Consider the following 23,323-nt stretch of genomic DNA (forward strand, 5'->3'; position numbering starts at 1 on the left):
AGGTCATGCCTCCGGTTTTTTTATGCCTGTCAGTCAGGGAACGCGTCTCACACGATCTCTTCGGCATACTGCCATAGCGCTTTCAGCAGCGCCTGTTTTTCGCTGTCGCCATCGTGCTGCTGGAACAGTGCTTGTAGCTGGTCGGCGTACTGTTGAAGGTACTCAGGGGTAAAGACATTGCGACGGTGCTGAAGCCAGCGCTGCTGCTCGTTTTCATCCAGCGTACCAGGGAAATTACGTGCACGGTAGTTAAACAGCAACTTCTCAATACGGCTGTCGGCAAAGGTGATATCCAGAGCGGGCAAATTGCGCGGCTCGGTTTCCAGCAGAATTTTCATTGCCGCGCGATCGGCGTCGCTGAAAAAGCCGTTGTAGATCTGCGCATCAACATTCTCTGAGGGCGTGAAAGGCTCGGCCTCGGCGAAAATCGCCACCACTTTTTCCCGCACCTGCGGGTTATCGCGCAGGTGTTGTAGATTATCGAGGCACTGCTGGCGGTTGATGCCCAGCCGTTCCGCATCCTGAGGGCGCAATGTATTGGCCTGTGCCAGGACCGGGCACTTGTTCAGATGCACCAGTTTCACCGGCACGGCGGCGTTATCGCCCAGGTCGGCTTTCGGGGTGTAGAGCCGCTCGCGCAGCGCATCGGCATCCAGCGTCAGTAACGGCGACATATCGCCCGCCAGGTCGACCATAATCACCGCATTCCGGTTTTCCGGGTGCCAGGCCAGCGGCGCAACCCAACTGGTATTGCCGCGCCACGCGCCAAACATGCCAGAGACGTGCACCAGCGGCTTCATTTGCGGCACATCAATCAGCGCCGCCAGCTTCTGCTTGTTGCGGTGGCTGAACAGATAATCAAATAACTTCGGCTGTTTCGCTTTGACCAACTGCGCCATGGCAATGGTGGCATAGACGTCGGCCATCGCATCATGCGCGTTGCTGTGTTCGATGCCGTTGGCTTTGGTCAGGTGTTCAAGGCGAAAGCTCGGCAGGCCATCCTCATTTTCCGGCCAGACAATGCCGTCCGGGCGCAGCGCGTAACAGGCGCGCATCGCATCCAGCAAGTCCCAACGCGAGTTGTTGTTCTGCCAGCTCCATGCATAGGGATCGTAGAAGTTGCGATAGAAGATATTGCGCGTGACCTCATCGTCAAAGCGCACATTGTTGTAACCGAGCACGCAGGTTTTCGGCACGGTAAACAGGTCATGAATGCGTTTGGCAAAAGCGGCTTCATTGTCGCCTCTGGCGCGGGCTATCTGCGGAGTGATACCGGTTATTAGTACCGCTTCCGGCTGCGGCAGATAGTCGTCGGCGGGTTTACAATAGAACACCTCCGGCTCGCCGATAATGTTGAAATCCGCATCGGTGCGGATGGCGGCGAACTGCGCCGGGCGATCCAGCGCCGGGCTGGTGCCGAACGTTTCGTAGTCGTGAAAGAGAAAAGTGGGTGTTGCGGTGGAATCAGACACCAGAAGCTCATCCTGTCAGTAAATATGCCGTCTATGGTAAACCATCCCGCGCAGTGTGCCGAAGAAAAACCCGCGTGGATTCCGTGCAGCTTCGCAAAAACAGGGGGTTATATCAGATGTGTGTCACATTTTATTGCAATTTAAACAGGTAACGACACACGAAGTTCCGTAAAAAGAACGGCGATTTTAGATGCTTATGAGGATATTTCATTGAAACGCCGTTTGTTTGCTGCTTCTTTGCTGGCGCTCTGTGTAAACAGCGCCCTGGCCGACGACTTACCTTTTGCCCCGCAGCCTCCGGCGATTCAGGCCGGTTCCTGGGTATTGATGGACTACACCACCGGGCAAATCTTAACGGCGGGCAATGAACATCAGCAGCGTAACCCGGCGAGTTTGACCAAATTGATGACCGGTTACGTGGTGGATCGCGCGATTGATAGCCACCGCATCAGCGCTGACGATGTTGTCACCGTAGGCCATGATGCTTGGGCAAAAGGCAACCCGGTGTTTGACGGATCCTCCTTGATGTTCCTGAAACCCGGTGACCGCCTGACGGTGCGCGACCTGAGCCGTGGTCTGATTGTGGATTCCGGCAACGATGCTTGTGTGGCGCTGGCGGATCATGTTGCGGGCGGTCAGTCGCAGTTCGTGACCATGATGAATGAGTACGTACAGAAGCTGAACCTGCGCGACACCCACTTTGAAACCGTACATGGATTGGATGCCCCAGGCCAGCACAGTTCGGCCTACGATCTGGCGGTGCTCTCGCGCGCCATCATTCACGGTGAGCCAGATTTTTATCATATGTACAGTGAAAAAAGTCTGACCTGGAATGGCATCACGCAGCAAAACCGCAATGGTCTGTTGTGGGATAAAACGCTGAATGTTGATGGTCTGAAGACCGGGCATACCTCCGGGGCGGGGTTTAATCTGATTGCTTCCAGCACTGATGGCGAGCGCCGTTTAATTGCGGTGATCATGGGTGCCGATAGCCCGAAAGGGCGTGAAGATCAGGCGCGCAAGCTGCTGCACTGGGGCCAGCAAAATTTCGACACTGTCGAAGTACTACGTAATGGCAAGAAAGTGGGTAGCGAACGGGTCTGGTACGGCGATAAAGAGCAGGTGGATGTTGGCACCGATCAGGATTTCTGGATGGTGTTGCCAAAAGCGGAACTGGCAAACATCAAAGCCAAATACGTGCTGGACAAGAAAGAGCTGGATGCTCCGCTGGCAGCACACCAGCGGGTAGGGGAGATCCAGCTTTACGACCGGGACCAGGTGGTGGCCCACTGGCCGTTGGTGACGCTGGATAGCGTCGGCAAAGGCGGCTGGTTCTCCCGTTTAAGCGATTACCTGCACCATAAATCCTGACGTCGTGGTGGCCGGATCGCAAGGGTGCGAGTCGGCTCGCATAATTACGCTGGCCTGCATGGCGCTCCTTTCTGGATTAGCTATACTGTATGTCTAAACAGTAATGGTGAGGGAGTCAGCATGGGCTACAACGTTAAGCAGCTTGAAAAACGCCGTATCGCCGGTTTCCATCTGGTGGGACCGTGGGATGAGAAAGTTAAGCAGGGTTTTCAACAGTTGTTAATGTGGGTGGAAAATAATCAGATTCAGCCGCTGGAATGGGTGTGCGTCTATTACGATAACCCGGACGAGGTGCCGCCGGAAAAACTGCGCTGCGACGTGGCCATTACTGTCGACAGTGCGTTCAAGATTCCAGCCAATAGCGAAGGGGTGATCACCACTGACATCCCAGGTGGGCAGTATGCGGTCGCACATGCCCGCGTCTACAACGAAGAGTTTGAACAGTGCTGGGATCGGTTTTTCGATGAGTTACTGAGCGACCAGTCGTTGCAGATTGCGGCCGGACCCTGTTTTGAAGTCTATCAAAACGACGGGCAAAGCGACGGGTACTGGGACATTGATATGCATATCCCGGTGGAGCCGAAAGTACTTTAAGCGGTTATGTGGTGAAAAAGAGGCGGTAGCGTGTGCTTACCTGCCTCTTTTTTGTTTTAAAGAGTGACTTCCGCCACAGAAATATCGCTACAATTGCGCCTTCGTCGTTTGAATGTGGAGAGCGGCTGTGCGTCGCGACAAATCACTTAGCCCGTTTGAAATTCGTCTCTATCGCCACTATCGCATCGTACACGGTGCGCGCGTGACGCTGGCGTTTATCCTGACGTTTCTGATAATCCGGCTGTTGAACGTACCGGAAGGGACCTGGCCACTCATTACGCTGGTGGTGCTGATGGGGCCGATCTCCTTTTGGGGCAACGTGGTGCCGCGTGCCTTTGAGCGCATCGGCGGTACTATCTTTGGCGCGGCGTTGGGGTTGATTGCCCTCAAGCTGGAACTGATTTCTTTGCCGCTGATGCTGCTGTGGTGCGCGGCGGCGATGTTTCTCTGCGGCTGGCTGGCGCTGGGTAAAAAACCGTATCAGGCCTTGTTGATAGGCATTACGCTGTCGGTGGTGGTCGGCGCGCCAGCCGGGGATATGCACACGGCACTCTGGCGCAGCGGTGATGTGATCATCGGTTCACTGCTGGCTATGTTGTTTACCGGTATCTGGCCGCAGCGCGCGTTTTTGCACTGGCGGATCCAGATGGCGGGTTTTGTCACCGCGTTTAACCGCGTCTACCAGGCGGGGTTTTCCCGCAACCTGGTGGAGCGTCCACGGCTGGAAAAACATCTGCAAAAGATTCTCAGCGACGTGGTGAAAATGCGGGGCCTGATAACCCCGGCCTGCAAAGAGACGCACATTCAGAAAGCGATTTTCGAAGCTATCCAGACCGTCAGCCGCAATATGGTGTGCATGCTGGAGCTGCAAATTAATGCGCACTGGAGCTCACGCGCCAGCCATTTTGTGATGATCAATGCCAACACTTTACGGGAAACACAACAGATGACGCAGCAGACGCTGCTGACCATCGCCCATGCGTTGTACGAAGGCAACCCGCAACCGGTGCTGGCGAATACGGAAAAACTGAATGAGATTGTCGCAGAGCTTCGGCAATTAAGTGGTGAGCATCAGGGGGACGCTGTCGCGGAAACGTCTATCCACGGTTATGTCTGGTTGAGCATGGAACTGGCGCGCCAGCTGGAATTACTGTCGCATTTGATCTGTCGGGCGTTGCGTAAATAAGCGGCAGATAACCACTTGCCACTGTCAGGTTGTTTCGATTCAGCTACATTTGAGGTTATGATAGGGAAAAGGAAAAATCATTGTCAGATGCAATGGCTTTGGGTTAGGTTTGCCTCCATGCCGTTGCTTTAACGAATCCGAATCTCACATAATCAGGGGTGTAAAAATGGAAACGAGTAAGCCTTCATTCCAGGATGTTCTGGAGTTTGTGCGTCTGTTCCGCCGCAAGAATAAACTGCAACGCGAAATTCAGGACGTTGAGAAGAAGATCCGTGATAACCAGAAGCGCGTACTGCTGCTGGACAACCTCAGCGACTATATCAAGCCGGGCATGAGCGTTGAAGCCATCCAGGGCATCATTGCCAGCATGAAGACCGACTATGAAGATCGCGTTGATGACTACATCATCAAAAACGCCGAGCTGTCGAAAGAGCGTCGTGACATCTCCAAAAAACTCAAAACCATGGGCGAACTGAAGCCGGTTGACGCCAAAACGGAATAATCTCTTCAGCGGTGAGAGGTTCGCCTCTCGCCGTCCTGCCGGATGCCCCCGGCAACCATTTTCAGCAAATGATTTTGCGGCCAGTGCGCCAGCAACTTCAGGGTATTTAACCTCTCCCGAACCTCATCCACATCGTGCCGTGCACTGTCGAGCAACAGCCCGACCACGCTGCCGCTGTGAGCCACATTCAGACCGTATAACCCGTAGCGCTCCACGACCTCCAGTAGCGTGTTGAACGCGGGTTTCGGTAATAATGCCTGGCTGGCAATGGCGCTGAGCGTGGTGGCTTCGCCGAGCAGCGAAGGGTCGTTGCGCTGGCACGCCTGTTGTAATTTTTGCCACGCCAGATCCAGCGTTCTGGCGTTATCCTGCAAAATCTGCTGGCGCGGGAGACGGTGATAATCCGCGGTGGTCAGTGTTAACGGGCTTTCGAGCACCAGTACTTCCATTTGCGGCAGGCCATTGCAGGCAATGTGTGTTTGCGCGTCATGATGGTCGAACAATGTCAGTGCGGAAAAGAGGGTACTGTCGGTAGGCTCCAGCGCCACACACAGTTTTGCCAGCGTCGGCTCATCCAGTGGCTGGTCAAGGTGGCAAGCGGCGGCAACAGCAGTGGCGGCAATGTCGGCGGTACTGCTGGCCATGCCTTTGGCGACGGGAATGGTGGAGCGGCAGTCAATGCGCAGCGTGTGCGTCAGGCTTGCCGGTAACCGCCAGTGCTCAAGCAGCAGCCGAATCATGGCGCGGGTAAGCGGGCGCTCATCCGGCAGCGGTGCGCCGTAGGTCACCTCCACACTGCTGTACCAATCCACCGGGCAGGACACCAGTTTTTCGCTGCCCAGGATCCAGCCCTGGATAAGTTCACCGCAGGATGCGGGACAGTGTGCCTGCGCCACAGCGCTGCTCCTTTAAATCGAAAGCCCGGATAGTGTCATTTTGGCCCGGCGAACGCCAGAGATTCCCGCTATGACACCACTTCTCCCATCACAATCAACGCCGGAGCGTGACAACCGACTGCTTCACTCGCATTTGGCAGGTATCTGGCCACTCCGTGAAAGCGGGAAGCATCATCGCGGTGCATCACCGTAATGCATGCGGCGGAGCATCGCCAGTATTGCGCGCAATTTAGACATTTCTCAAGCCGGCTATTTTAGCCAGGTTTTCCGCCAGACTTATCCGGTTACGCCGCAAGCCTTCCGTTTGCAGAATAATGCAAACTATGACGGGAATGAATTTTCCGATAACACTATTTTGCTATTCGAATATGGCGTAATACCCATTTGAATCAAGGCTGTATAAGGCTTTAATCAACGGGGTGCGCAATACATTGTTATAGCGCAACAAATTATTGTCTCCGCCCCGATACACTGAATCAGTTTTTATTTCCCTGCTTCGATATAGTGCATTCAGGGACAACATTGCGGTGACAATTTCACACCGTGATGAATAATCCATCCGGTTACGCCGCACGTTGTTGCGGCAGGGAAGGGGGTGAAAATCCCCCGCAGCCCCCGCTGCTGTGATGCTGACAACCCCGTAATCACCACTGATCGCAGGATCGGGAAGGACGGGCGAGGATGACGCTAAGCCAGAAGACCGACCGGATGGGCAGTTATCAACAACTTCGGTGGGAAGTGGGTTGCTCAGAAGCGTACAGTCGACAGACTGGGCAGACGCGCGTCCTGACCCCACCTTTCCCACCCGCAACGGGGCTTCAGGAATGTCAGACAGGCGCAGCGCCTTTATCCTTGCCGGCACGGGCAGTGGCTGTGGGAAAACCACTGTCACGCTCGGGTTGCTCACCGTTTTGCAGCGCCTCGGCCTGCGCGTGCAGCCTTTTAAAGTCGGCCCGGACTATATTGACACCGCCTGGCACAGCGCCGTAACCGGCATTCCGTCCCGCAACCTCGACAGCTTTATGCTGCCGGAACCCACGCTTAATGCTCTGTTTACACAGCATTTGCTCGCCGCTGATATTGCCGTTATCGAAGGCGTAATGGGGCTCTACGATGGCTACGGCACTGACCCTCACTATTGCAGCAGCGCCGGGCTGGCGAAACAGCTTGGCGTGCCGGTGATCCTGCTGGTAGACGGCAAATCGGTCTCCACATCAATTGCCGCCACGGTGATGGGCTTTTGCCATTTCGACCCGCAATTACCGATTGCCGGCGTGATTGTTAACCGCGTCAATAGCGACAGCCATTATCAGCTGCTTAAACAGGCCATCGAACATTTCTGCGCGGTGCCGGTGCTGGGGTATGTGCCGACCGTGCCGGGTGTGGCGCTGCCAGAACGCCATCTTGGGCTGGTCACTGCCCGTGAATCCATCGTGGATGCGCAGCCGTGGCGCGACTTTGCCGACCGCCTGGCGCAGACCGTGGATATCCATCGGTTGCTCGCCCTGAGTGCCATTACCCATCTGCCGGACGGCGATATACCTCCTCTGGAGCAGGAACAGGCCGGGGCCGGGTTGACGCTGGCGCTGGCGGACGACGAAGCCTTCAACTTTTACTACCCTGATAACCTGCTGCTGCTGGAACGCGCTGGCGTTCGTATTGTGCGTTTCAGCCCACTGCATGACTGCACATTGCCCGCGTGCCAGATGGTGTGGCTGGGCGGGGGATACCCGGAGTTGCATGCGCGTGCATTGTCAGCCAATCAGCCGATGCGTGACGCCATTCGGGCCGCCCACCAGCGCGGCGTGGCAATCTACGCCGAATGTGGTGGCCTGATGTACCTCGGTACCACACTGTGTGATGCGGACGGCCACCATTGGCCGATGGCTGATGTCATTCCCGGTCATAGCGTAATGGGCACACGGCTGACGCGCTTTGGTTACTGTGAGGCCCGCGCCACGCAACAGACGCTACTCGCGGCATCGGGCGAGATCTTGAGGGGGCACGAATTCCATTACTCCGACTTTACTCCGCAGCATGCTGCCGTGCTGGATTGCTACAAAACCCGCGATGGTGAGGTAGTGAAACACTGGCAGGGGGGCTGGCAGGTGGGAAATACCTTCGCCAGCTATCTGCATCTGCATTTCGGGCAACGTCCGCAGATGCTCAACCACTGGTTTCAGGCAGCAAGGAGGGCCTTATGACGTTACTGGCATGGTGTGCGGCGTTTCTCCTCGATCGTCTGCTTGGCGATCCGCCGCACTGGCCGCACCCGGTACGCTGGATTGGTGCGCTGATTACGCACATCCAGCGCGTGGTGCGGCGACGGTGTCACAGTGATACCGCATTGCGCGTTGGCGGTGGTGTGATGTGGTTGCTGGTCGTGGGCATCACCTGGGCGGTGAGCTGGGGCGTGCTGGCGTTGGCGACGACTATCCATCCTTGGTTTGGCTGGTGTGTGCAGGTGTGGATCATCTACACCACGCTGGCGACGCGCTGCCTGGCAGATATGGCGCGGGAGGTGGAAAACGCGCTGCGCCGTGGCTCGCTCAGCGACAGCCGCGAAAAATTGTCATGGATTGTCGGGCGCGACACGGCGCACCTGCAACCGCCGCAGATCACCCGCGCCGTGGTGGAGACCGTGGCGGAAAACACCGTAGATGGCGTGATTGCGCCGCTGTTCTTCTTACTGATCGGCGGCGCGCCGCTGGCCATGGCCTATAAAGCGGTGAATACGCTGGACTCGATGGTTGGCTACAAACATGAAAAATACCGTGCCATAGGCATGGTCAGCGCCCGGCTGGACGATGTGGCGAACTTCATTCCGGCACGGCTGAGCTGGTTACTGTTGAGCGCAGCGACCCTGTTATGCGGTCACCACGCCCGCAACGCATTTCGTATCGGTTTTCGCGATCGACGTCATCACAGCAGCCCTAACTGCGCGTGGCCGGAAGGTACCGTGGCCGGGGCGCTGGGTGTTCGTCTTGGCGGGCCGAATGGCTACTTCGGCGAACGCGTCGAAAAACCCTGGATTGGTGATGAACACCGCGCCATTGAAGTGGATGACATTCCACGAACCATTGGCCTGATGTGGGTGGCCTCCACGCTGGCGCTGGCGTTGTTTGCGCTGACGCATTACCTACTGGCGGGAGCCTGAGGATGGAAAAAATGGATTACCTGCAGCAACCGCAGGCTATTGAAGCCAAAAGCTTTGTCATTATCGGCGAGATCATTCATGACACCCGTCCTGATTACCGTTTTGCCAGCCCGCTGCATGAAGCGGTGATCAAACGGGTCATTCACACCACCGCCGATTTCGAATGGCTGGATATTCTGCACTTCTCCCCGGATGCGCTGGACAGGTTGTGTACGGCGATTCAATGCGGTTGCTCCCTCTATACCGATACCACCATGGCACTCTCCGGTATCAATAAAACGCTGCTGGCGCAGTTTGGCAGCGAAGTGCGTTGTTATATCTCCGACCCCCGAGTGGTGCGCAGAGCCAAAGCGGACGGCATCACCCGTTCTATGGCGGCGGTGGATCTGGCCCTGGGTGACGCGGGGGAAAAAATCTTTGTCTTTGGCAATGCGCCCACCGCGCTGTTTCGTCTGCTCGAACATAAGGCACAGGTGAGTGGCGTCGTGGGCGTGCCGGTCGGTTTTGTGGGGGCGGAAGAGTCAAAAGAGGCGCTGGTGGAAAGCGGTTTACCGGCGATTGCCGCCCGTGGTCGCAAAGGGGGCAGCAACGTCGCCGCTGCCATTATCAATGCATTGCTCTACAGCCTGCGGGAGGCGCAATGAGTGAGCCAGCCTTTGACGACCCGGTGTGGCATAACGGCAAAGCGCTACGCAAAGGTTACACCACCGGCTCCTGCGCGACGGCGGCGGCAAAAGTCGCCGCACTGATGGTGCTGCGCCAACACATCATTCACCAGGTGTCGATTGTCACGCCCTCCGGCGTCACGCTGCGTCTCAACGTGGAATCACCGCATATTGAGGGGCAACAGGCGATGGCCGCTATCCGCAAAGACGGGGGCGATGATGTGGACGCGACGCACGGCATGCTGATTTTTGCCCGCGTGACGGTAAACGACAGCGGCAACATTACGCTGCGCGGTGGCGAAGGCGTGGGTAGGGTAACCCGTAAAGGCATTGGCCTTGCGGTGGGCGAAGCGGCGATCAATCGCACGCCGCGGCAGACCATTGAGGCCGCTGTGCGTGAAGTGATTGGCCCGACGCGCGGCGCGGAGGTGGAAATTTTCGCCCCGGAAGGGGAAGCGCGGGCGAAGAAAACCTACAACGGGCGGCTTGGCATCCTTGGCGGTATTTCGATTATTGGCACCACTGGCATCGTGACGCCGATGTCCGAAGAGAGCTGGAAACGTTCGCTGTCGCTGGAGCTGGAGCAAAAACGTGCGGGCGGGATGGAGCGGGTGATCCTCGTTCCTGGCAACCACGGCGAGCGTTTCGTTCGCGAACAACTGGGCGTCTCCGGCGAGCATGTTGTGACGATGAGTAACTTCGTGGGCTACATGATTGAAGAAGCGGTGCGCATGGGCTACCGGCAGATTGTGCTGGTGGGTCACCCTGGCAAGCTGGTGAAAATCGCCGCCGGTATCTTTCATACCCACAGCCATATTGCCGATGCGCGTATGGAAACCCTGGTCGCGCACTTGGCGTTGCTTGGTGCGCCGCACGCGTTGCTGCTGGCGGTCAGCGACTGCGATACCACCGAAGCAGCGATGGAGCACATCGACGCCGCCGGGTTTAACCATCTCTACGACCATCTTGCGCGGCGGATTTGCCAGCGTATTGAGCAGATGCTGCGCTTTACGCAAACCCCACCGCAGTGCGACGCCATTTTATTCTCTTTTGAAAACAAAATACTGGGCGCTAACCGCTCGCCAGAGGCGATTGCCCGGGAGCTGCAATGCTGACGGTAGCCGGTATGGGGCCGGGCCATCTTGCCCTGATGACGCCGCAGGCGTTAGAGGCCGTGGCGCAGGCGGATGTGCTGGTCGGCGGCAAGCGCCATCTGGCGCAATTTCCGGCATTTGGCGGAGAAGTGCGCGCGCTGGATAGCGATATCCCCGCGCTGCTTGCCTGGCTGGAGCAACAGACAGCGCGACGGGTGGTGGTGCTGGCCTCCGGCGATCCGCTGTTTTACGGCATCGGTACCCGGCTGGTCGCGCACTTTGGCATTGCGCAGTTACAGATTATCCCCGGCATCAGCGCCGCGCAGTACCTTTGCTCGCGCACCGGGATCGATATGAACGACATCTGGCTGACCAGCAGCCACGGGCGTGAGGTGGATTTTGATCGGCTTGCCCGCGAACCCAAAGTGGCGATGGTCACCGACGCGCGCTGTGGTCCGAAAGTCATTGCCGATGCGCTTATCGCCCGTGGTGCCGCCGATCGTTGGCTGGTGATTGGCGAAAATCTTGGCATGGACAACGAACGTATCCAGTGGTTACGGCCAGCGGATGTTCACGCGCAATACGAGATGAATGTGGTGGTGATCCTCAATGAAAGATGAGCTGTTTATTCGCGGTGAAAAGGTGCCGATGACCAAAGAGGCGGTGCGTGCGCTGGCGCTGTCAAAGCTGGATCTACAACAGGCGCGCCACCTGATCGATATAGGCGCGGGAACCGGCAGCGTCAGTATTGAAGCGGCGCTCACTCATCCACAGTTGCGGGTGACCGCCATTGAGCGCAGCCCGGCAGCGCTTGGGCTGCTGGAAGAGAACTGCCTGCATTTTGGCTGCCGCAACATTGCCATTGTTTCCGGAGTCGCACCGTTGTTTGTTGAACAACCGGCAGACGCCGTGTTTATGGGCGGCAGCGGCGGCAACCTGACGCAACTGATTGACTGGTCGCTGGCGCAACTGAATCCCGGAGGCCGACTGGTGATGACCTTTATCCTGCAGGAAAACCTCAACACTGCACTGTCGCACCTTGCCGCCCGCCATGTAACCGCGCTGGAGTGCCAGCAGATCCAAGTCTCCCGGCTCACCGGGCTTGGCAGTGGTCACTACTTCAAACCGAATAATCCCGTTTATTTGATTTCCTGCGAAAAGGAGAAACACCATGGCTGAGACCGTGGAGGCGCATACCGTCTGGTTTGTTGGCGCGGGGCCGGGCGATAAGGAACTGATTACGCTCAAAGGCTACCGGTTGTTGCAACAGGCGCAGGTGGTGATTTACGCCGGGTCGTTGATCAACACCGAACTGCTGGATTATTGCCCGGCGGATGCCGAGTGCTATGACAGCGCTGAACTGCACCTTGAGCAGATTATCGATCTGATGGAAGCCGGGGTTAAAGCCGGAAAAGTGGTGGTGCGGCTGCAAACCGGCGATGTTTCGCTGTATGGCTCAGTGCGCGAGCAGGGGGAAGTGTTAACCCGCCGTGGTATCCGCTGGCAGGTGGTCCCGGGCGTCAGTGCGTTTTTGGGCGCGGCGGCGGAATTGGGGGTGGAGTACACCGTGCCGGAGGTGTCGCAGAGCCTGATCATCACCCGCCTGGAAGGGCGTACGCCGGTGCCGCCACGCGAACAGCTGGAGTCGTTCGCCACTCATCAGACCTCCATGGCGATTTACCTCTCCGTACAACGCATTCACCGCGTGGCGGAGCGATTGATCGAAGGCGGCTATCCAAACACTACGCCTGTCGCCGTTATTTACAAAGCGACATGGCCGGAGAGCCAGACCGTACGCGGCACGCTGGCCGATATCGGCGACAAGGTACGCGAGGCCGGGATCCGCAAAACCGCGCTGATCCTCGTGGGCGCGTTTCTGGGGGAGGAGTATCACTACTCCCGGCTCTATGCGGCGGACTTTAGCCATGAATACCGTAAAGCCTGAATCCATTGCGCTGTTTTGCCTGACCCCCGGCGGTATGGCGCTGGCTGAGCGCCTGAAACCGGCGCTGCCGATGACCTGCTTTACCAGTGAGAAGCTGCACAGGGAGGGGTTTGCGCCCTTTGAAGGCGGTTTTGCACAGACCTTGCGTGAGGCGTTCAGCCACTCTTCGGCGGTGATTTTTATTGGCGCGACGGGCATCGCCGTACGCGTTATCGCCCCGCTGGTCAATGACAAGTTTTTTGATCCGGCGGTGATCGTGATTGATGAGCGCGGGCAGCATGTGATCAGCCTGCTTTCCGGGCACTACGGCGGGGCCAATGCGCTGGCGCGCTATCTGGCCGGGGTGCTGGACGCCGATCCGGTGATCACCACCGCCACAGATGTTAACGAACTGGCGGCGCTGGATATGCTGGCAAGCCAGCTTGACGCGCGGATGGATGGCTTCCGCCCGGCGGTAAAGACCATCAACCACATGCTGGTGAGCGGTAAACGCATCGGCCTGTGGTGCGACGCACCAATGCGCGAAGACGTTGCAGGCTGTGATACGCGTGGCTTTATTACGGTGGCGGATCTGGATGCGTTACCGGAGCTGGATGCATTGGTCTGCGTGACGACGCAGGCTGAGTTACCTGCGCTTTCACTACCGGTCTACAAGCTGGTGCCCAGGCGTGTGGTGGCGGGCATTGGCTGTCGGCGGGATACGCCGTTTGCGCTGTTATCGATGTTGTTGCAGCGGCAACTGCATGCACACGCTTTCGATCCGCTTGCGCTACGCGCGGTGGGAAGCATCACGCTTAAACAAGATGAGCAAGGGCTGGTGCAGCTTGCGCAAAGCCTGCATGTGCCGTTTGAAGTGTTCAGCGCTGACATGCTGCGTCAGCACGAACACCATTTTCCCGCCTCCGAATTTGTGCGGCAAACCGCCGGTGTCGGGAGCGTTTCCGGCCCGGCCGCCTGGCTGATGAGCCAGGGGCAACTGGTGGGCGAGACCCTGCGCGAGCAGGGCGTGACTATTACTTTGGGAGTTTCACACTGATGTTAACGGTAATCGGGATTGGCCCTGGCTCACAGGCAATGATGACCATGGAAGCGGTCGAAGCGTTGCAAGCGGCGGACATCGTTGTTGGTTATAAAACCTACACCCATCTGGTGAAAGCCTTTACCGGTGATAAACAGGTGATCAAAACCGGCATGTGCAAAGAGATCGAACGCTGCCAGGCGGCGATTGAACTGGCGCAGGCCGGGCATAACGTGGCGCTGATCAGCAGCGGCGACGCCGGGATATACGGTATGGCCGGGCTGGTGCTGGAGCTGGTCGGCAAACAACAACGGGATGTGGACGTCCGTCTGGTACCGGGTATGACCGCCAGTATCGCTGCCGCCGCATTGCTTGGCGCACCGTTGATGCATGACTTCTGCCATATCAGTCTCAGCGATTTGATGACGCCATGGTCAGTGATTGAAAAGCGTATCGTTGCTGCCGGTGAAGCGGACTTTGTGATCTGTTTCTACAACCCGCGCAGCCGGGGTCGTGAAGGCCACCTGGCACGCGCGTTTGACTTGTTGGCGGCCAGTAAACACGCAGATACCCCGGTTGGTGTGGTGAAATCCGCCGGGCGGAAAAAAGAGGAGAAGTGGCTGACTACGCTGGGCACGATGGACTTTGAACCTGTTGATATGACCAGCCTGGTGATCGTCGGCAACCGCGCCACCTATGTGCAAAACGGGCTGATGATCACCCCGCGAGGCTACAGCCTGTGAAGGCGGGCGACGTGCTGGTGATTGGCGGAACCAGCGATGCGCGGCAGATTTGCCAGCAACTGGACGCGGCGGGTGTGGAGTACACGCTGTCGGTGGCGACGCCAGCCGGGCAACAACTGGCGGGGAATATTCGCGGTCAGGTGCGTTGCGGCCGCATGGAACCGAGCGAGATGGTGGCCTGGTTGCAACAAAATCGCACCCGCTGGGTGATTGATGCCTCTCACCCTTACGCTGATGTGGTAAGCCGCAATATTGCCCATGCCTGTGAACAGGCGCAGGTGTTGTTAAGCCGCTACCAGCGTCCGGAGCAGGTGCCGGATTTAACGCATCCGTTGTTGTTTTATGTTGCCTCGCTGGAAGACGCCTGTGAGAAAGCCCGTGAGCTGGGCGAGCGCATTTTGCTCACCACCGGCAGTAAAGATCTGGCGCGCTGGCGCGAGGGATTACCGGGCAAAACGCTGCTGGCACGGGTGTTGCCGGTGCCGGACGTGGTGGCGCATTGTGCGGCGCAGGGCTTTGGCGTGGGCGATATTTTTGCGCTCTGCGGTCCGTTCAGCGCGGAGTTTAACGCCGCCTTTTACCGCCAGTACCGGGTCGAAGTAATGATCACCAAAGCCTCCGGTGCAGAAGGGGGGTACCTGGAAAAAATAGAGCCTGCACTTGCAGCCGGCATTCCGTGCATTGTTATTACCCGTCCGCAGACAGTCGTGGTGGGCGAAGAGAGACTGGACAGTCAGGACGCATTTTCACGGCGGTTGCGACGCTGGCTGGCGACACAGTGAGGAGAACAGAATGAAAAAAGCACTTTTAGTGGTGAGCTTTGGCACCAGTTATCACGACACGTGTGAGAAAAATATTGTTGCCTGTGAGCGTGAGCTGGCGGCCAGTTGCCCGGAGCGCACGCTGTTTCGCGCGTTCACCTCCGGCATGATCATCCGCAAACTGAAACAGCGCGACAACCTGCATATCGATACCCCGCTGCAGGCGCTGCAAAAACTCGCGGATGCGGGCTACCAGGATGTGGCGATCCAGTCATTGCACATCATTAACGGTGATGAGTACGAAAAAATTGTCCGTGAAGTGCAGAGCCTGCGCCCGCTGTTTCAACGGCTGGTGATTGGCGCGCCGCTGCTCAGCAGTCATGACGATTATCTGCACCTGATGCAGGCACTATCCCGCCAGATGCCACAGGTTGGCCCGAATGAGCGAGTGGTGTTTATGGGCCATGGTGCCAGTCATCACGCGTTTTCCGCGTACGCCTGTCTCGACCATATGATGGCCGCTCATCGTTTTCCTGCGCGGGTTGGCGCGGTGGAGAGTTACCCGGAGATCGATCTGCTGATTGATGGGTTGCGCCATGAAGGGGTCAACGCCGTCCACCTGATGCCGCTGATGCTGGTGGCAGGCGATCACGCGATTAACGATATGGCGTCTGACGATGACGACTCCTGGAAAACGCAGTTTGAACGGGTTGGTATTGCCGCCACACCGTGGTTGCAAGGCTTGGGGGAAAACGCCGATGTGCGGGCGATGTTTGTCCGCCATCTGCAACAGGCGCTGGCGCAGACGCTGGAGGCCGCAGCATGAGCGGCAAACTTTACGCCCTGAGCACCGGTCCTGGCGCGGCGGATCTGATCACCGTGCGCGGCGCGCGTATCCTCGGTAACCTGGATGTGCTCTATGCCCCTGCCGGGCGCAAAGGGGGAGACAGCCTGGCGCTCTCCATTGTGCGGGAATACCTGGGCGAACAGACTGACGTGCGCTGTTGCCATTTCCCAATGAGCGCCGACAGCGCGGAAAAAGAAGCCGTGTGGGATGAGGTTGCCGCCGCGCTGGACGCGGAAGTGCAGGCCGGTAAGCAGGTCGGTTTTATCACCCTTGGCGATGCGATGTTATTCAGCACCTGGGTGTTTTTGTTGCAACGCCTGCAACACCCGGAACACGTGGAGATCGTCCCAGGCGTGACATCGTTTGCCGCCATTGCCGCGCGCACACAGACGCCGCTGGCCATGGAGCAGCAGTCGCTGGCGGTTCTCTCCTGCACCGCGCCGGAGAGTGATATCCGGCGGGCGTTACAGCAGCACGACAGCTTGGTGCTGATGAAAGTGTATGGCCGTTTTGCCCGCATCAAAACGTTGCTGCATGAGGCGGGCTTGCTCAACTGCGCCCTGATGATGTCGGAAGCCACGCTACCGGGAGAGCAATCTTGGCGGCATCTGGGTGAGGTTAGCGACGATCAGCCGCTACCCTATTTTTCGACTATCCTGGTCAATAAACAGTGGGTGAGGGTATGAAAGTGCACCAACTGAACCCGTTGTCTTTCAGTGGCCTCGCCGCCGCCATGTTGCTGATGGTGGTGCCGCAGGAGGCGTTTGCCATGCACATCATGGAAGGTTTCCTGCCGCCAATGTGGGCGCTGGCCTGGTGGCTGTTATTCCTGCCCTGCCTGTGGTACGGACTGGTGCGCTTGCGCCGCATTGTCGCGGATGACACCAACCAGAAAGTGCTGCTGGCGCTGTGTGGCGCGTTTATTTTTGTCTTGTCGGCGCTGAAAATTCCCTCGGTGACCGGCAGTTGTTCCCATCCAACTGGCGTGGGGCTGGCGGTGATTCTGTTTGGTCCGGGCGTGGTGGCGGTCCTTGGTGCGATTGTGCTGCTGTTTCAGGCACTCTTGCTGGCGCACGGCGGATTAACCACGCTTGGCGCTAACGGCATGTCGATGGCAGTGATTGGTCCGGTGGCGGGCTACCTGGTGTGGAAACTGGCTTGCCGTGCGGGATTCCGCCGTGATGTGGCGGTGTTTCTCTGTGCCATGCTCGCCGATCTGGTGACCTATTTCGTGACGTCGGTGCAACTGGGTGTCGCCTTTCCGGATCCGTTGCACGGGATGACCGGATCGGTGGTGAAATTTATGGGCATCTTCTGCCTGACGCAAATCCCCATTGCCATTGCTGAAGGGCTGCTGACCGTGATGATCGACGATCAGCTTACCCGGCGACAGCTTATTACCTCACAGGAGGAGTAAGATGAAAAAGACCCTGATTTTACTGGCGATGGTGATTGCTCTGGTGATCATGCCTTTCTTTATCGACCATGGCGGCGAATACGGTGGTTCCGATGGGCAAGCGGAAAGCCAGATCCAGGCGGTTGCGCCGCATTACCAGCCGTGGTTCCAGCCGCTGTATAAACCGGCAAGCGGCGAGATCGAAAGCCTGCTGTTTACGTTGCAAGGCTCGATTGGCGCAGCGGTGATTTTCTACATTCTCGGTTATATGAAAGGCAGACAGCGTGATAGCGAACGGTCTTGATCGGCTCTGCTACCAGAGCCGTTGGGCTACGCTCGCGCCGGAGCGCAAGTTCTTCTGCTGGCTATTGATGATGGCGCTGGCGTTTTCTCTGCCGCCACTCGGACAGGGGATTTTGCTGGTTTTTATCGCTGCGTTCACCTGTTGGCTGCTGCGCATGTCGCTGTGGCGCTGGCTGCGCTGGATGGCAATTCCGCTGGGATTTTTACTGGTGGGCATCGTAACGATCCTGTTCAGTGTGACCCGAGAACCGCTGCATTTACTGTTCGGCGTGCAACTGGGTCACGTCTGGCTTGGTGTGCTGTCGGAAGGGCTGGCGGCAGCGAACGCCACGCTGTGGCGTAGTCTGGCGGCGTTGTCGGCGACCTTCTGGCTGGTGCTGAATCTGCCGTTTCCGCAGTTGATTCTGCTGCTGAAGCGCGCGCACGTGCCGCGCCTGTTGACGGAACAGATCCTGCTCATTTGGCGCTTTATCTTTATCCTGCTGGAGGAAGCGGCGGCGATTCACCGGGCGCAGACGCTGCGTTTTGGTTACCGCACCTTGCCCCAGGGGTACCGCTCGCTGGCGATGCTGGTCAGCCTGTTATTTACCCGCGTGCTGCTGCGCTACAAAGCGCTGGCGACCACGCTGGATATCAAACTTTATCAGGGTGATTTTCACCTGTGAGGATCTGGCATGCTGGCCACCGATAACCTGTGGTTCCGTTACCAGGATGAACCCATACTGAAAGGGCTCAGTCTCGACTTTTCCCGCCAGCCGGTAACCGGGCTGGTTGGTGCGAACGGCTGTGGCAAATCCACGCTGTTTATGAACCTGAGCGGCATTTTACGCCCGCAACAGGGGACGGTGCAGTGGCAGGGGAAACCGCTGGATTACAGTAAACGCGCACTGCTGGCGCTGCGCCAGCAGGTCACGACCGTATTTCAGGATCCCGATCAGCAAATTTTCTATACCGATATTGATAGCGATATTGCCTTTAGTTTGCGCAATATCGGCGTGCCGGAAGCCGAGATCGCCCGCCGCGTAGAGGATGCGTTGACACTGGTGGATGCACAGTCGTTTCGTCATCAGCCTATTCAGTGCCTGAGCCACGGGCAAAAAAAACGCGTGGCCATCGCCGGTGCGTTGGTGTTGCAGGCAAAATATCTGCTGCTGGATGAACCTACTGCCGGGCTCGACCCCGCCGGGCGTACGCAGATGCTGACCCTTATCCGGCGCATTGTTGCGCAAGGAAATCATGTGGTGATTTCCAGTCATGACATTGATTTAATCTATGAAATCTGCGACGCCGTGTACGTGCTACGACGCGGCGAGTTGCTGACGCACGGTGCGCCAGGCGAGGTGTTTGCCCGCCGGGCGCTGATAGAAGAAGCCGGGCTGACGCAGCCGTGGTTGGTTAAATTGCACAGCGAGTTGGGGTTTCCGCTGTGCAAAAGCGAAGATGAATTTTATGCCCGTATGCGGGCGATGCCGGTGAAGGAGGTGTCATGACACAGGCTATTATGCTGCAAGGAACCGCTTCGGATGTGGGCAAAAGCGTGCTGGTCGCCGGGCTGTGTCGTATTTTTCATCAGGACGGACTCAAGATCGCGCCGTTTAAGTCGCAAAATATGGCGCTCAACTCGGGGATTACGCCGGACGGCCAGGAGATGGGACGTGCGCAGATATTTCAGGCCGAGGCCGCAGGTATCCTCCCCGATGTGCGAATGAACCCGGTGCTGCTTAAACCCACCAGCGACCGCAAGGCGCAAGTGGTGCTGATGGGCAAAGTCGCGACCGATATGGACGCGGTGAGCTACCACGACTATAAACCGCGTCTGCGCCAGCAGATTATCGATGTTTATCACAGCCTGGCGCAGGAGTATGACGCGCTGGTGCTGGAAGGGGCGGGTAGCCCGGCGGAGATCAACCTGCGCGACCGGGATATCGTCAATATGGGGATGGCGGAGATGGCCGGTTGCCCGGTTATCCTGGTGGCAGATATCGACCGGGGCGGCGTGTTTGCCGCGATTTACGGTACGCTGGCGCTGTTGCAGGAGCATGAGCGCTGGCGGGTCAAAGGGGTAATTATCAATAAATTTCGCGGCGATGTGGCGCTGCTTACCCCCGGCATTAAACAGATTGAAGCACTGACCGGCGTGCCGGTGATCGGCGTGATGCCGTGGCTGGACATCGACCTGGAAGATGAGGATGGCGTGGCGTTGCAGCGTGGTAAATATCTGCGCACCGGTGAGCGGGCGGTAGAGATTGCTGTGGTGCAGTTGCCGCACATTTCTAACTTTACCGATTTTAACGCGCTGGCGGCCCAGCCGGATGTGCGCGTACATTATGTGCGCACCCCGGAAGCGCTGCACAGCGCCGATGCAGTGATTCTGCCGGGCAGTAAAAACACCCTTAGCGATTTAACCTGGCTTCGTGAGTGCGGGCTGGCAAAATCGGTGCTGGATGCGCATCATACGGGCGTACCGGTGATCGGCGTTTGCGGCGGTTATCAGATGCTTGGTGAGATGATCATTGACGAGGTAGAGTCCGGGCTGGGGACATTGCCAGGTCTGGGGCTGCTGGATACCGTCACCCGTTTTGCCCGTGACAAAACCACAACGCTTGTCGACGCGACCTTGCAGGAGACGTTGCCTGGCTGGATGGCGGGCTGCGCCGGGCTTGGCTTGCGTGGTTACGAAATCCATCTGGGAGAAACCACATTGCACAGTGGGTGCCGTCCGGCATTGTGGCTGCACAAAGCGGGGCAGCGCGTGGCGGATGGCGCAGTCAGCGACGATGGGCAGGTGTTCGGCACTTACCTGCACGGTTTGTTTGACAGCGATGCCTTTACCCGCGCGTTCATCAACGGCCTGCGTCAGCGTAAAGGCATGCCACCGCTGGATGCTGCCGTCAGTTATGCGCAGTATAAAGCGCAGCAGTTCGATCTGCTGGCCAGTGCCATGCGTGAGCATGTGGATATTGAACGCATTTATCAGATTATGCAGCAACATCAGGAGCCAGCATGTTAACCCTTGTTACCGGCGGTGCGCGCAGCGGCAAAAGCCGCCATGCCGAGTCGCTGGTCGCCAGCGCCGACGGGGTGTTGTATATCGCTACCTCGCACATTTTCGATGAGGAGATGGCGGCGCGCATTCAGCATCACCGGGACAGTCGCCCGGCGCACTGGCGCACTGAAGAGCGATGGCAACAGCTCGCTGAAATTATTACCCCTGACAATGCCCCCAATGAAGCGGTGTTGCTGGAGTGCATCACGACGCTGGTGACCAATCTACTGTTTGCTTATGGCGGCGCCGACGATCCCGATAGCTGGGATTACACGACGCTGGAAGCACAGGTGCAGCAAGAGATTGATATGCTGATTGCCGCCTGTGCGGCCTGCCCGTCACCGGTGGTGCTGGTGACCAATGAAGTGGGGATGGGCATCGTGCCGGAAAACCGTCTGGCACGTCACTTTCGCGACATCGCTGGCCGCGTGAATCAACGGCTGGCGCAGGCGGCGGATCATGTCTGGTTGGTGGTGTCCGGTATTGGAGTCAAAATCAAATGATGAAGCTTTTTTTCGCCACGCTGTCGTTTATCAGCCGCATACCCGTGCCCGGGCGCTGTGTGCAGGGGCTGGATGTGGCGGATTATGTGCGTGGCATTGTGACTTTTCCGCTGGTCGGGCTGCTGCTGGGCGCGCTCAGCGGCATCGTGCTGGTGGGGCTGCAACCCTGGTGCGGTGGGCCGCTGGCGGCGTTGTTCTGTGTGCTGGCACTGGCGTTGCTGACGGGTGGTTTTCACCTTGATGGTCTGGCGGATACCTGCGATGGCGTGTTTTCCGCCCGCCGACGTGAGCGGATGCTGGAGATCATGCGCGACAGCCGCCTTGGTACCCACGGTGGTCTGGCGCTGGTGTTTGTGGTGGTGGCGAAGATCCTGACCCTCAGCGAGTTGCAACTGCGCGACACCAGCATGATTGCCGCGCTGGCTGCCGCCTGTGCAGTGGGGCGCGGTGGAGCGGTATTACTGATGTTCGGCCATCGCTATGCCCGCGATGAGGGGCTGGGGAATCTGTTTATTGGCAAGGTGTCCGGTCGGGATACGCTGGTCACTCTGGTGATAACGGCGTTGGCGGTGGTCGGTTTGTTAGGGACAAAAGGGGGGATCGCGTTGGCGGCAACCCTGCTGGCTATCTTCGTGCTCGGGCAGATGCTGAAACGTACGCTGGGTGGGCAGACCGGCGACACACTGGGCGCGGCAATCGAGCTTGGCGAACTGGTATTCCTTCTGGCGCTGTTATAAACAGCCCGCAACATAATGAGAAACACTATGCAGACATTGACCGCATTCCTGGCAGCGATTCCCACCCCCGATCACATGGCGATGGCACACGCGCAGCAGCATCTTGATGGTTTACTGAAACCCGTTGGCAGCCTGGGGCGGCTGGAAGCGCTGGCGGTTCAACTGGCGGGAATGCCTGGACTGAAGGGCACCCTACAGGTAGGGGAAAAAGCGATTGTGGTGATGTGCGCGGATCATGGCGTATGGCACGAAGGCGTGGCGGTCTCCCCGCGCGAGGTCACCGCTATTCAGGCGGCGAATATGACCCAGGCAACCACCGGTGTGTGTGTGCTGGCGGCGCAGGCTGGGGCAAAAGTGCATGTGCTGGATGTCGGTATCGACGCTGATCCCATCCCCGGTGTGGTGAATATGAAGGTGGCGCGCGGCAGCGGCAATATTGCGGCTGGCCCGGCGATGAGCACGCAGCAGGCAGAAGAACTGCTGCTGGAAACCGTCCGCTATACCCGTGAACTGGCGAAGCAGGGGGTAAACCTGTTCGGCGTTGGGGAACTGGGGATGGCGAACACCACGCCAGCGGCGGCGATTGTTAGCGTACTGACCGGCGAAGCGCCTGAATCGGTGGTGGGTATCGGCGCAAATCTACCGGAATCACAGCTGGGTCATAAAGCGGCGGTTGTGCGTAAAGCGATCGCGGTTAACCAACCGGATCCTGCCGATGGCCTTGCAGTGCTGGCTAAAGTCGGGGGGTATGATCTGTTGGGGATGTGTGGGGTGATCCTTGGCGCGGCGTCCTGTGGGCTGCCGGTGGTGCTGGACGGTTTTCTCTCCTATGCTTCGGCGCTGGCGGCGTGCCGCATTGCGCCGCAGATCAAGCCTTATCTCATTCCGTCGCATCTTTCCGCCGAAAAAGGCGCGCGCATTGCGCTTGAGCACTTAGGACTGGAACCCTATATCAATATGGGAATGCGTTTAGGTGAGGGCAGCGGTGCGGCGCTGGCGATGCAACTGGTGGATGCCGCCTGCGCCATTTACAACAACATGGGCACACTGGCGGGCAGCAACATTGTGCTGCCGGAAACGAAATAAC

At 58.1% G+C, this 23,323-nt stretch carries 26 protein-coding genes and 1 riboswitch; of the genes, 24 read left to right on the forward strand and 2 right to left on the reverse strand.

What is annotated here, in order from left to right:
- Nucleotides 1-47 precede the first annotated feature (47 nt).
- On the reverse strand, nucleotides 48-1,472 hold the full coding sequence (gene sbcB, locus O9K67_RS08790) for an exodeoxyribonuclease I (protein ID WP_061494143.1): 1,425 nt from the start codon (nucleotides 1,470-1,472) through the stop codon (nucleotides 48-50).
- A 210-nt stretch (nucleotides 1,473-1,682) separates the two neighbouring features.
- On the opposite strand from sbcB, the gene dacD reads away from it, so the two are divergent.
- From dacD to O9K67_RS08810, 4 genes are all read left to right on the forward strand, one after another.
- A complete protein-coding gene (gene dacD / locus O9K67_RS08795; RefSeq protein WP_061494145.1) occupies nucleotides 1,683-2,843 on the forward strand; it encodes a serine-type D-Ala-D-Ala carboxypeptidase DacD in 1,161 nt (386 codons plus the stop codon).
- Nucleotides 2,844-2,963: 120 nt separating this feature from the next.
- Complete coding sequence (gene sbmC / locus O9K67_RS08800; RefSeq protein WP_061494146.1) at nucleotides 2,964-3,437, forward strand: DNA gyrase inhibitor SbmC; 474 nt, start codon at nucleotides 2,964-2,966, stop codon at nucleotides 3,435-3,437.
- Nucleotides 3,438-3,564: 127 nt separating this feature from the next.
- Nucleotides 3,565-4,623, forward strand: coding sequence for an FUSC family protein (locus O9K67_RS08805; protein WP_061494148.1), 1,059 nt, complete (start codon nucleotides 3,565-3,567; stop codon nucleotides 4,621-4,623).
- 166 nt (nucleotides 4,624-4,789) lie between these two features.
- A complete protein-coding gene (locus O9K67_RS08810; RefSeq protein WP_061494150.1) occupies nucleotides 4,790-5,125 on the forward strand; it encodes a DUF496 family protein in 336 nt (111 codons plus the stop codon).
- A gap of 5 nt (nucleotides 5,126-5,130) precedes the next feature.
- On the opposite strand, the gene O9K67_RS08815 is transcribed toward O9K67_RS08810, so the two are convergent.
- Complete coding sequence (locus O9K67_RS08815; RefSeq protein ID WP_061494152.1) at nucleotides 5,131-6,021, reverse strand: GHMP family kinase ATP-binding protein; 891 nt, start codon at nucleotides 6,019-6,021, stop codon at nucleotides 5,131-5,133.
- Nucleotides 6,022-6,564: 543 nt separating this feature from the next.
- Nucleotides 6,565-6,744: riboswitch (cobalamin riboswitch) on the forward strand.
- Nucleotides 6,745-6,845: 101 nt separating this feature from the next.
- Here O9K67_RS08815 and O9K67_RS08825 point away from each other — a divergent pair.
- The 20 genes from O9K67_RS08825 to cobT are packed head-to-tail and all read left to right on the forward strand — an operon-like array spanning nucleotide 6,846 to nucleotide 23,322.
- Nucleotides 6,846-8,225 carry a cobyrinate a,c-diamide synthase gene (locus O9K67_RS08825; protein WP_061494156.1) on the forward strand — a complete coding sequence of 460 codons (1,380 nt, stop codon included), beginning with the start codon at nucleotides 6,846-6,848 and terminating at the stop codon, nucleotides 8,223-8,225.
- Nucleotides 8,222-9,178, forward strand: coding sequence for an adenosylcobinamide-phosphate synthase CbiB (gene cbiB, locus O9K67_RS08830; RefSeq protein WP_061494158.1), 957 nt, complete (start codon nucleotides 8,222-8,224; stop codon nucleotides 9,176-9,178). Before O9K67_RS08825 ends, cbiB begins: the two co-directional genes overlap by 4 nt.
- A gap of 11 nt (nucleotides 9,179-9,189) precedes the next feature.
- Nucleotides 9,190-9,822 (forward strand): cobalt-precorrin-8 methylmutase, encoded by a 633-nt coding sequence (locus tag O9K67_RS08835; RefSeq protein WP_061499863.1) that lies wholly within the window; start codon nucleotides 9,190-9,192, stop codon nucleotides 9,820-9,822.
- The gene (gene cbiD / locus O9K67_RS08840; RefSeq protein WP_061494159.1) at nucleotides 9,819-10,958 is read left to right on the forward strand and encodes a cobalt-precorrin-5B (C(1))-methyltransferase CbiD; all 1,140 of its coding nucleotides are present in this window, start codon (nucleotides 9,819-9,821) and stop codon (nucleotides 10,956-10,958) included. Before O9K67_RS08835 ends, cbiD begins: the two co-directional genes overlap by 4 nt.
- The gene (gene cbiE / locus O9K67_RS08845) at nucleotides 10,952-11,557 is read left to right on the forward strand and encodes a precorrin-6y C5,15-methyltransferase (decarboxylating) subunit CbiE (RefSeq protein ID WP_061494160.1); all 606 of its coding nucleotides are present in this window, start codon (nucleotides 10,952-10,954) and stop codon (nucleotides 11,555-11,557) included. The genes cbiD and cbiE overlap by 7 nt, the downstream gene beginning before the upstream one ends.
- Nucleotides 11,547-12,116 carry a decarboxylating cobalt-precorrin-6B (C(15))-methyltransferase gene (locus O9K67_RS08850; RefSeq protein ID WP_061494162.1) on the forward strand — a complete coding sequence of 190 codons (570 nt, stop codon included), beginning with the start codon at nucleotides 11,547-11,549 and terminating at the stop codon, nucleotides 12,114-12,116. Before cbiE ends, O9K67_RS08850 begins: the two co-directional genes overlap by 11 nt.
- The gene (locus tag O9K67_RS08855) at nucleotides 12,109-12,882 is read left to right on the forward strand and encodes a cobalt-precorrin-4 methyltransferase (RefSeq protein WP_061494164.1); all 774 of its coding nucleotides are present in this window, start codon (nucleotides 12,109-12,111) and stop codon (nucleotides 12,880-12,882) included. Before O9K67_RS08850 ends, O9K67_RS08855 begins: the two co-directional genes overlap by 8 nt.
- The gene (gene cbiG / locus O9K67_RS08860; protein WP_061494165.1) at nucleotides 12,863-13,918 is read left to right on the forward strand and encodes a cobalt-precorrin 5A hydrolase; all 1,056 of its coding nucleotides are present in this window, start codon (nucleotides 12,863-12,865) and stop codon (nucleotides 13,916-13,918) included. Before O9K67_RS08855 ends, cbiG begins: the two co-directional genes overlap by 20 nt.
- Nucleotides 13,918-14,643, forward strand: coding sequence for a precorrin-3B C(17)-methyltransferase (locus tag O9K67_RS08865; RefSeq protein WP_061494167.1), 726 nt, complete (start codon nucleotides 13,918-13,920; stop codon nucleotides 14,641-14,643). Before cbiG ends, O9K67_RS08865 begins: the two co-directional genes overlap by 1 nt.
- Nucleotides 14,640-15,425, forward strand: coding sequence for a cobalt-precorrin-6A reductase (locus O9K67_RS08870; RefSeq protein WP_061494169.1), 786 nt, complete (start codon nucleotides 14,640-14,642; stop codon nucleotides 15,423-15,425). Before O9K67_RS08865 ends, O9K67_RS08870 begins: the two co-directional genes overlap by 4 nt.
- Nucleotides 15,426-15,435: 10 nt before the next feature.
- Nucleotides 15,436-16,230 carry a sirohydrochlorin cobaltochelatase gene (gene cbiK, locus O9K67_RS08875; protein ID WP_061494171.1) on the forward strand — a complete coding sequence of 265 codons (795 nt, stop codon included), beginning with the start codon at nucleotides 15,436-15,438 and terminating at the stop codon, nucleotides 16,228-16,230.
- The gene (locus O9K67_RS08880; RefSeq protein WP_061494173.1) at nucleotides 16,227-16,937 is read left to right on the forward strand and encodes a cobalt-factor II C(20)-methyltransferase; all 711 of its coding nucleotides are present in this window, start codon (nucleotides 16,227-16,229) and stop codon (nucleotides 16,935-16,937) included. Before cbiK ends, O9K67_RS08880 begins: the two co-directional genes overlap by 4 nt.
- Nucleotides 16,934-17,668 (forward strand): cobalt ECF transporter S component CbiM, encoded by a 735-nt coding sequence (gene cbiM, locus O9K67_RS08885; RefSeq protein WP_061494175.1) that lies wholly within the window; start codon nucleotides 16,934-16,936, stop codon nucleotides 17,666-17,668. Before O9K67_RS08880 ends, cbiM begins: the two co-directional genes overlap by 4 nt.
- A gap of 1 nt (nucleotide 17,669) precedes the next feature.
- Nucleotides 17,670-17,951, forward strand: coding sequence for an energy-coupling factor ABC transporter substrate-binding protein (locus O9K67_RS08890; RefSeq protein ID WP_061494176.1), 282 nt, complete (start codon nucleotides 17,670-17,672; stop codon nucleotides 17,949-17,951).
- Complete coding sequence (locus tag O9K67_RS08895) at nucleotides 17,935-18,615, forward strand: energy-coupling factor ABC transporter transmembrane protein (RefSeq protein WP_148654734.1); 681 nt, start codon at nucleotides 17,935-17,937, stop codon at nucleotides 18,613-18,615. The genes O9K67_RS08890 and O9K67_RS08895 overlap by 17 nt, the downstream gene beginning before the upstream one ends.
- A gap of 9 nt (nucleotides 18,616-18,624) precedes the next feature.
- Nucleotides 18,625-19,440 carry an energy-coupling factor ABC transporter ATP-binding protein gene (locus O9K67_RS08900; RefSeq protein WP_061494179.1) on the forward strand — a complete coding sequence of 272 codons (816 nt, stop codon included), beginning with the start codon at nucleotides 18,625-18,627 and terminating at the stop codon, nucleotides 19,438-19,440.
- Nucleotides 19,437-20,960 carry a cobyric acid synthase gene (locus O9K67_RS08905; RefSeq protein ID WP_061494180.1) on the forward strand — a complete coding sequence of 508 codons (1,524 nt, stop codon included), beginning with the start codon at nucleotides 19,437-19,439 and terminating at the stop codon, nucleotides 20,958-20,960. The genes O9K67_RS08900 and O9K67_RS08905 overlap by 4 nt, the downstream gene beginning before the upstream one ends.
- Nucleotides 20,954-21,499 (forward strand): bifunctional adenosylcobinamide kinase/adenosylcobinamide-phosphate guanylyltransferase, encoded by a 546-nt coding sequence (cobU, locus tag O9K67_RS08910; RefSeq protein ID WP_061494181.1) that lies wholly within the window; start codon nucleotides 20,954-20,956, stop codon nucleotides 21,497-21,499. Before O9K67_RS08905 ends, cobU begins: the two co-directional genes overlap by 7 nt.
- Nucleotides 21,496-22,236: an adenosylcobinamide-GDP ribazoletransferase gene (cobS, locus tag O9K67_RS08915; protein WP_061494182.1), complete on the forward strand. Its 741-nt coding sequence runs from the start codon at nucleotides 21,496-21,498 to the stop codon at nucleotides 22,234-22,236. Before cobU ends, cobS begins: the two co-directional genes overlap by 4 nt.
- Before the next feature lie 27 nt (nucleotides 22,237-22,263).
- Complete coding sequence (cobT, locus tag O9K67_RS08920) at nucleotides 22,264-23,322, forward strand: nicotinate-nucleotide--dimethylbenzimidazole phosphoribosyltransferase (RefSeq protein ID WP_061494183.1); 1,059 nt, start codon at nucleotides 22,264-22,266, stop codon at nucleotides 23,320-23,322.
- Nucleotide 23,323 lies beyond the last annotated feature (1 nt).

Source organism: Kosakonia oryzendophytica, assembly GCF_027886705.1.
GTDB lineage: Bacteria > Pseudomonadota > Gammaproteobacteria > Enterobacterales > Enterobacteriaceae > Kosakonia > Kosakonia oryzendophytica.

Bases quoted from the DNA above. Each gene is read 5' to 3' on its own strand.
- sbmC (WP_061494146.1), top strand. From the start codon at position 2,964: ATGGGCTACAACGTTAAGCAGCTTGAAAAACGCCGTATCGCCGGTTTC.
- O9K67_RS08810 (WP_061494150.1), top strand. From the start codon at position 4,790: ATGGAAACGAGTAAGCCTTCATTCCAGGATGTTCTGGAGTTTGTGCGT.
- O9K67_RS08825 (WP_061494156.1), top strand. From the start codon at position 6,846: ATGTCAGACAGGCGCAGCGCCTTTATCCTTGCCGGCACGGGCAGTGGC.
- cbiB (WP_061494158.1), top strand. From the start codon at position 8,222: ATGACGTTACTGGCATGGTGTGCGGCGTTTCTCCTCGATCGTCTGCTT.
- O9K67_RS08835 (WP_061499863.1), top strand. From the start codon at position 9,190: ATGGATTACCTGCAGCAACCGCAGGCTATTGAAGCCAAAAGCTTTGTC.
- cbiD (WP_061494159.1), top strand. From the start codon at position 9,819: ATGAGTGAGCCAGCCTTTGACGACCCGGTGTGGCATAACGGCAAAGCG.
- cbiE (WP_061494160.1), top strand. From the start codon at position 10,952: ATGCTGACGGTAGCCGGTATGGGGCCGGGCCATCTTGCCCTGATGACG.
- O9K67_RS08850 (WP_061494162.1), top strand. From the start codon at position 11,547: ATGAAAGATGAGCTGTTTATTCGCGGTGAAAAGGTGCCGATGACCAAA.
- O9K67_RS08855 (WP_061494164.1), top strand. From the start codon at position 12,109: ATGGCTGAGACCGTGGAGGCGCATACCGTCTGGTTTGTTGGCGCGGGG.
- cbiG (WP_061494165.1), top strand. From the start codon at position 12,863: ATGAATACCGTAAAGCCTGAATCCATTGCGCTGTTTTGCCTGACCCCC.
- O9K67_RS08865 (WP_061494167.1), top strand. From the start codon at position 13,918: ATGTTAACGGTAATCGGGATTGGCCCTGGCTCACAGGCAATGATGACC.
- cbiK (WP_061494171.1), top strand. From the start codon at position 15,436: ATGAAAAAAGCACTTTTAGTGGTGAGCTTTGGCACCAGTTATCACGAC.
- O9K67_RS08880 (WP_061494173.1), top strand. From the start codon at position 16,227: ATGAGCGGCAAACTTTACGCCCTGAGCACCGGTCCTGGCGCGGCGGAT.
- cbiM (WP_061494175.1), top strand. From the start codon at position 16,934: ATGAAAGTGCACCAACTGAACCCGTTGTCTTTCAGTGGCCTCGCCGCC.
- O9K67_RS08890 (WP_061494176.1), top strand. From the start codon at position 17,670: ATGAAAAAGACCCTGATTTTACTGGCGATGGTGATTGCTCTGGTGATC.
- O9K67_RS08900 (WP_061494179.1), top strand. From the start codon at position 18,625: ATGCTGGCCACCGATAACCTGTGGTTCCGTTACCAGGATGAACCCATA.
- O9K67_RS08905 (WP_061494180.1), top strand. From the start codon at position 19,437: ATGACACAGGCTATTATGCTGCAAGGAACCGCTTCGGATGTGGGCAAA.
- cobU (WP_061494181.1), top strand. From the start codon at position 20,954: ATGTTAACCCTTGTTACCGGCGGTGCGCGCAGCGGCAAAAGCCGCCAT.
- cobS (WP_061494182.1), top strand. From the start codon at position 21,496: ATGATGAAGCTTTTTTTCGCCACGCTGTCGTTTATCAGCCGCATACCC.
- cobT (WP_061494183.1), top strand. From the start codon at position 22,264: ATGCAGACATTGACCGCATTCCTGGCAGCGATTCCCACCCCCGATCAC.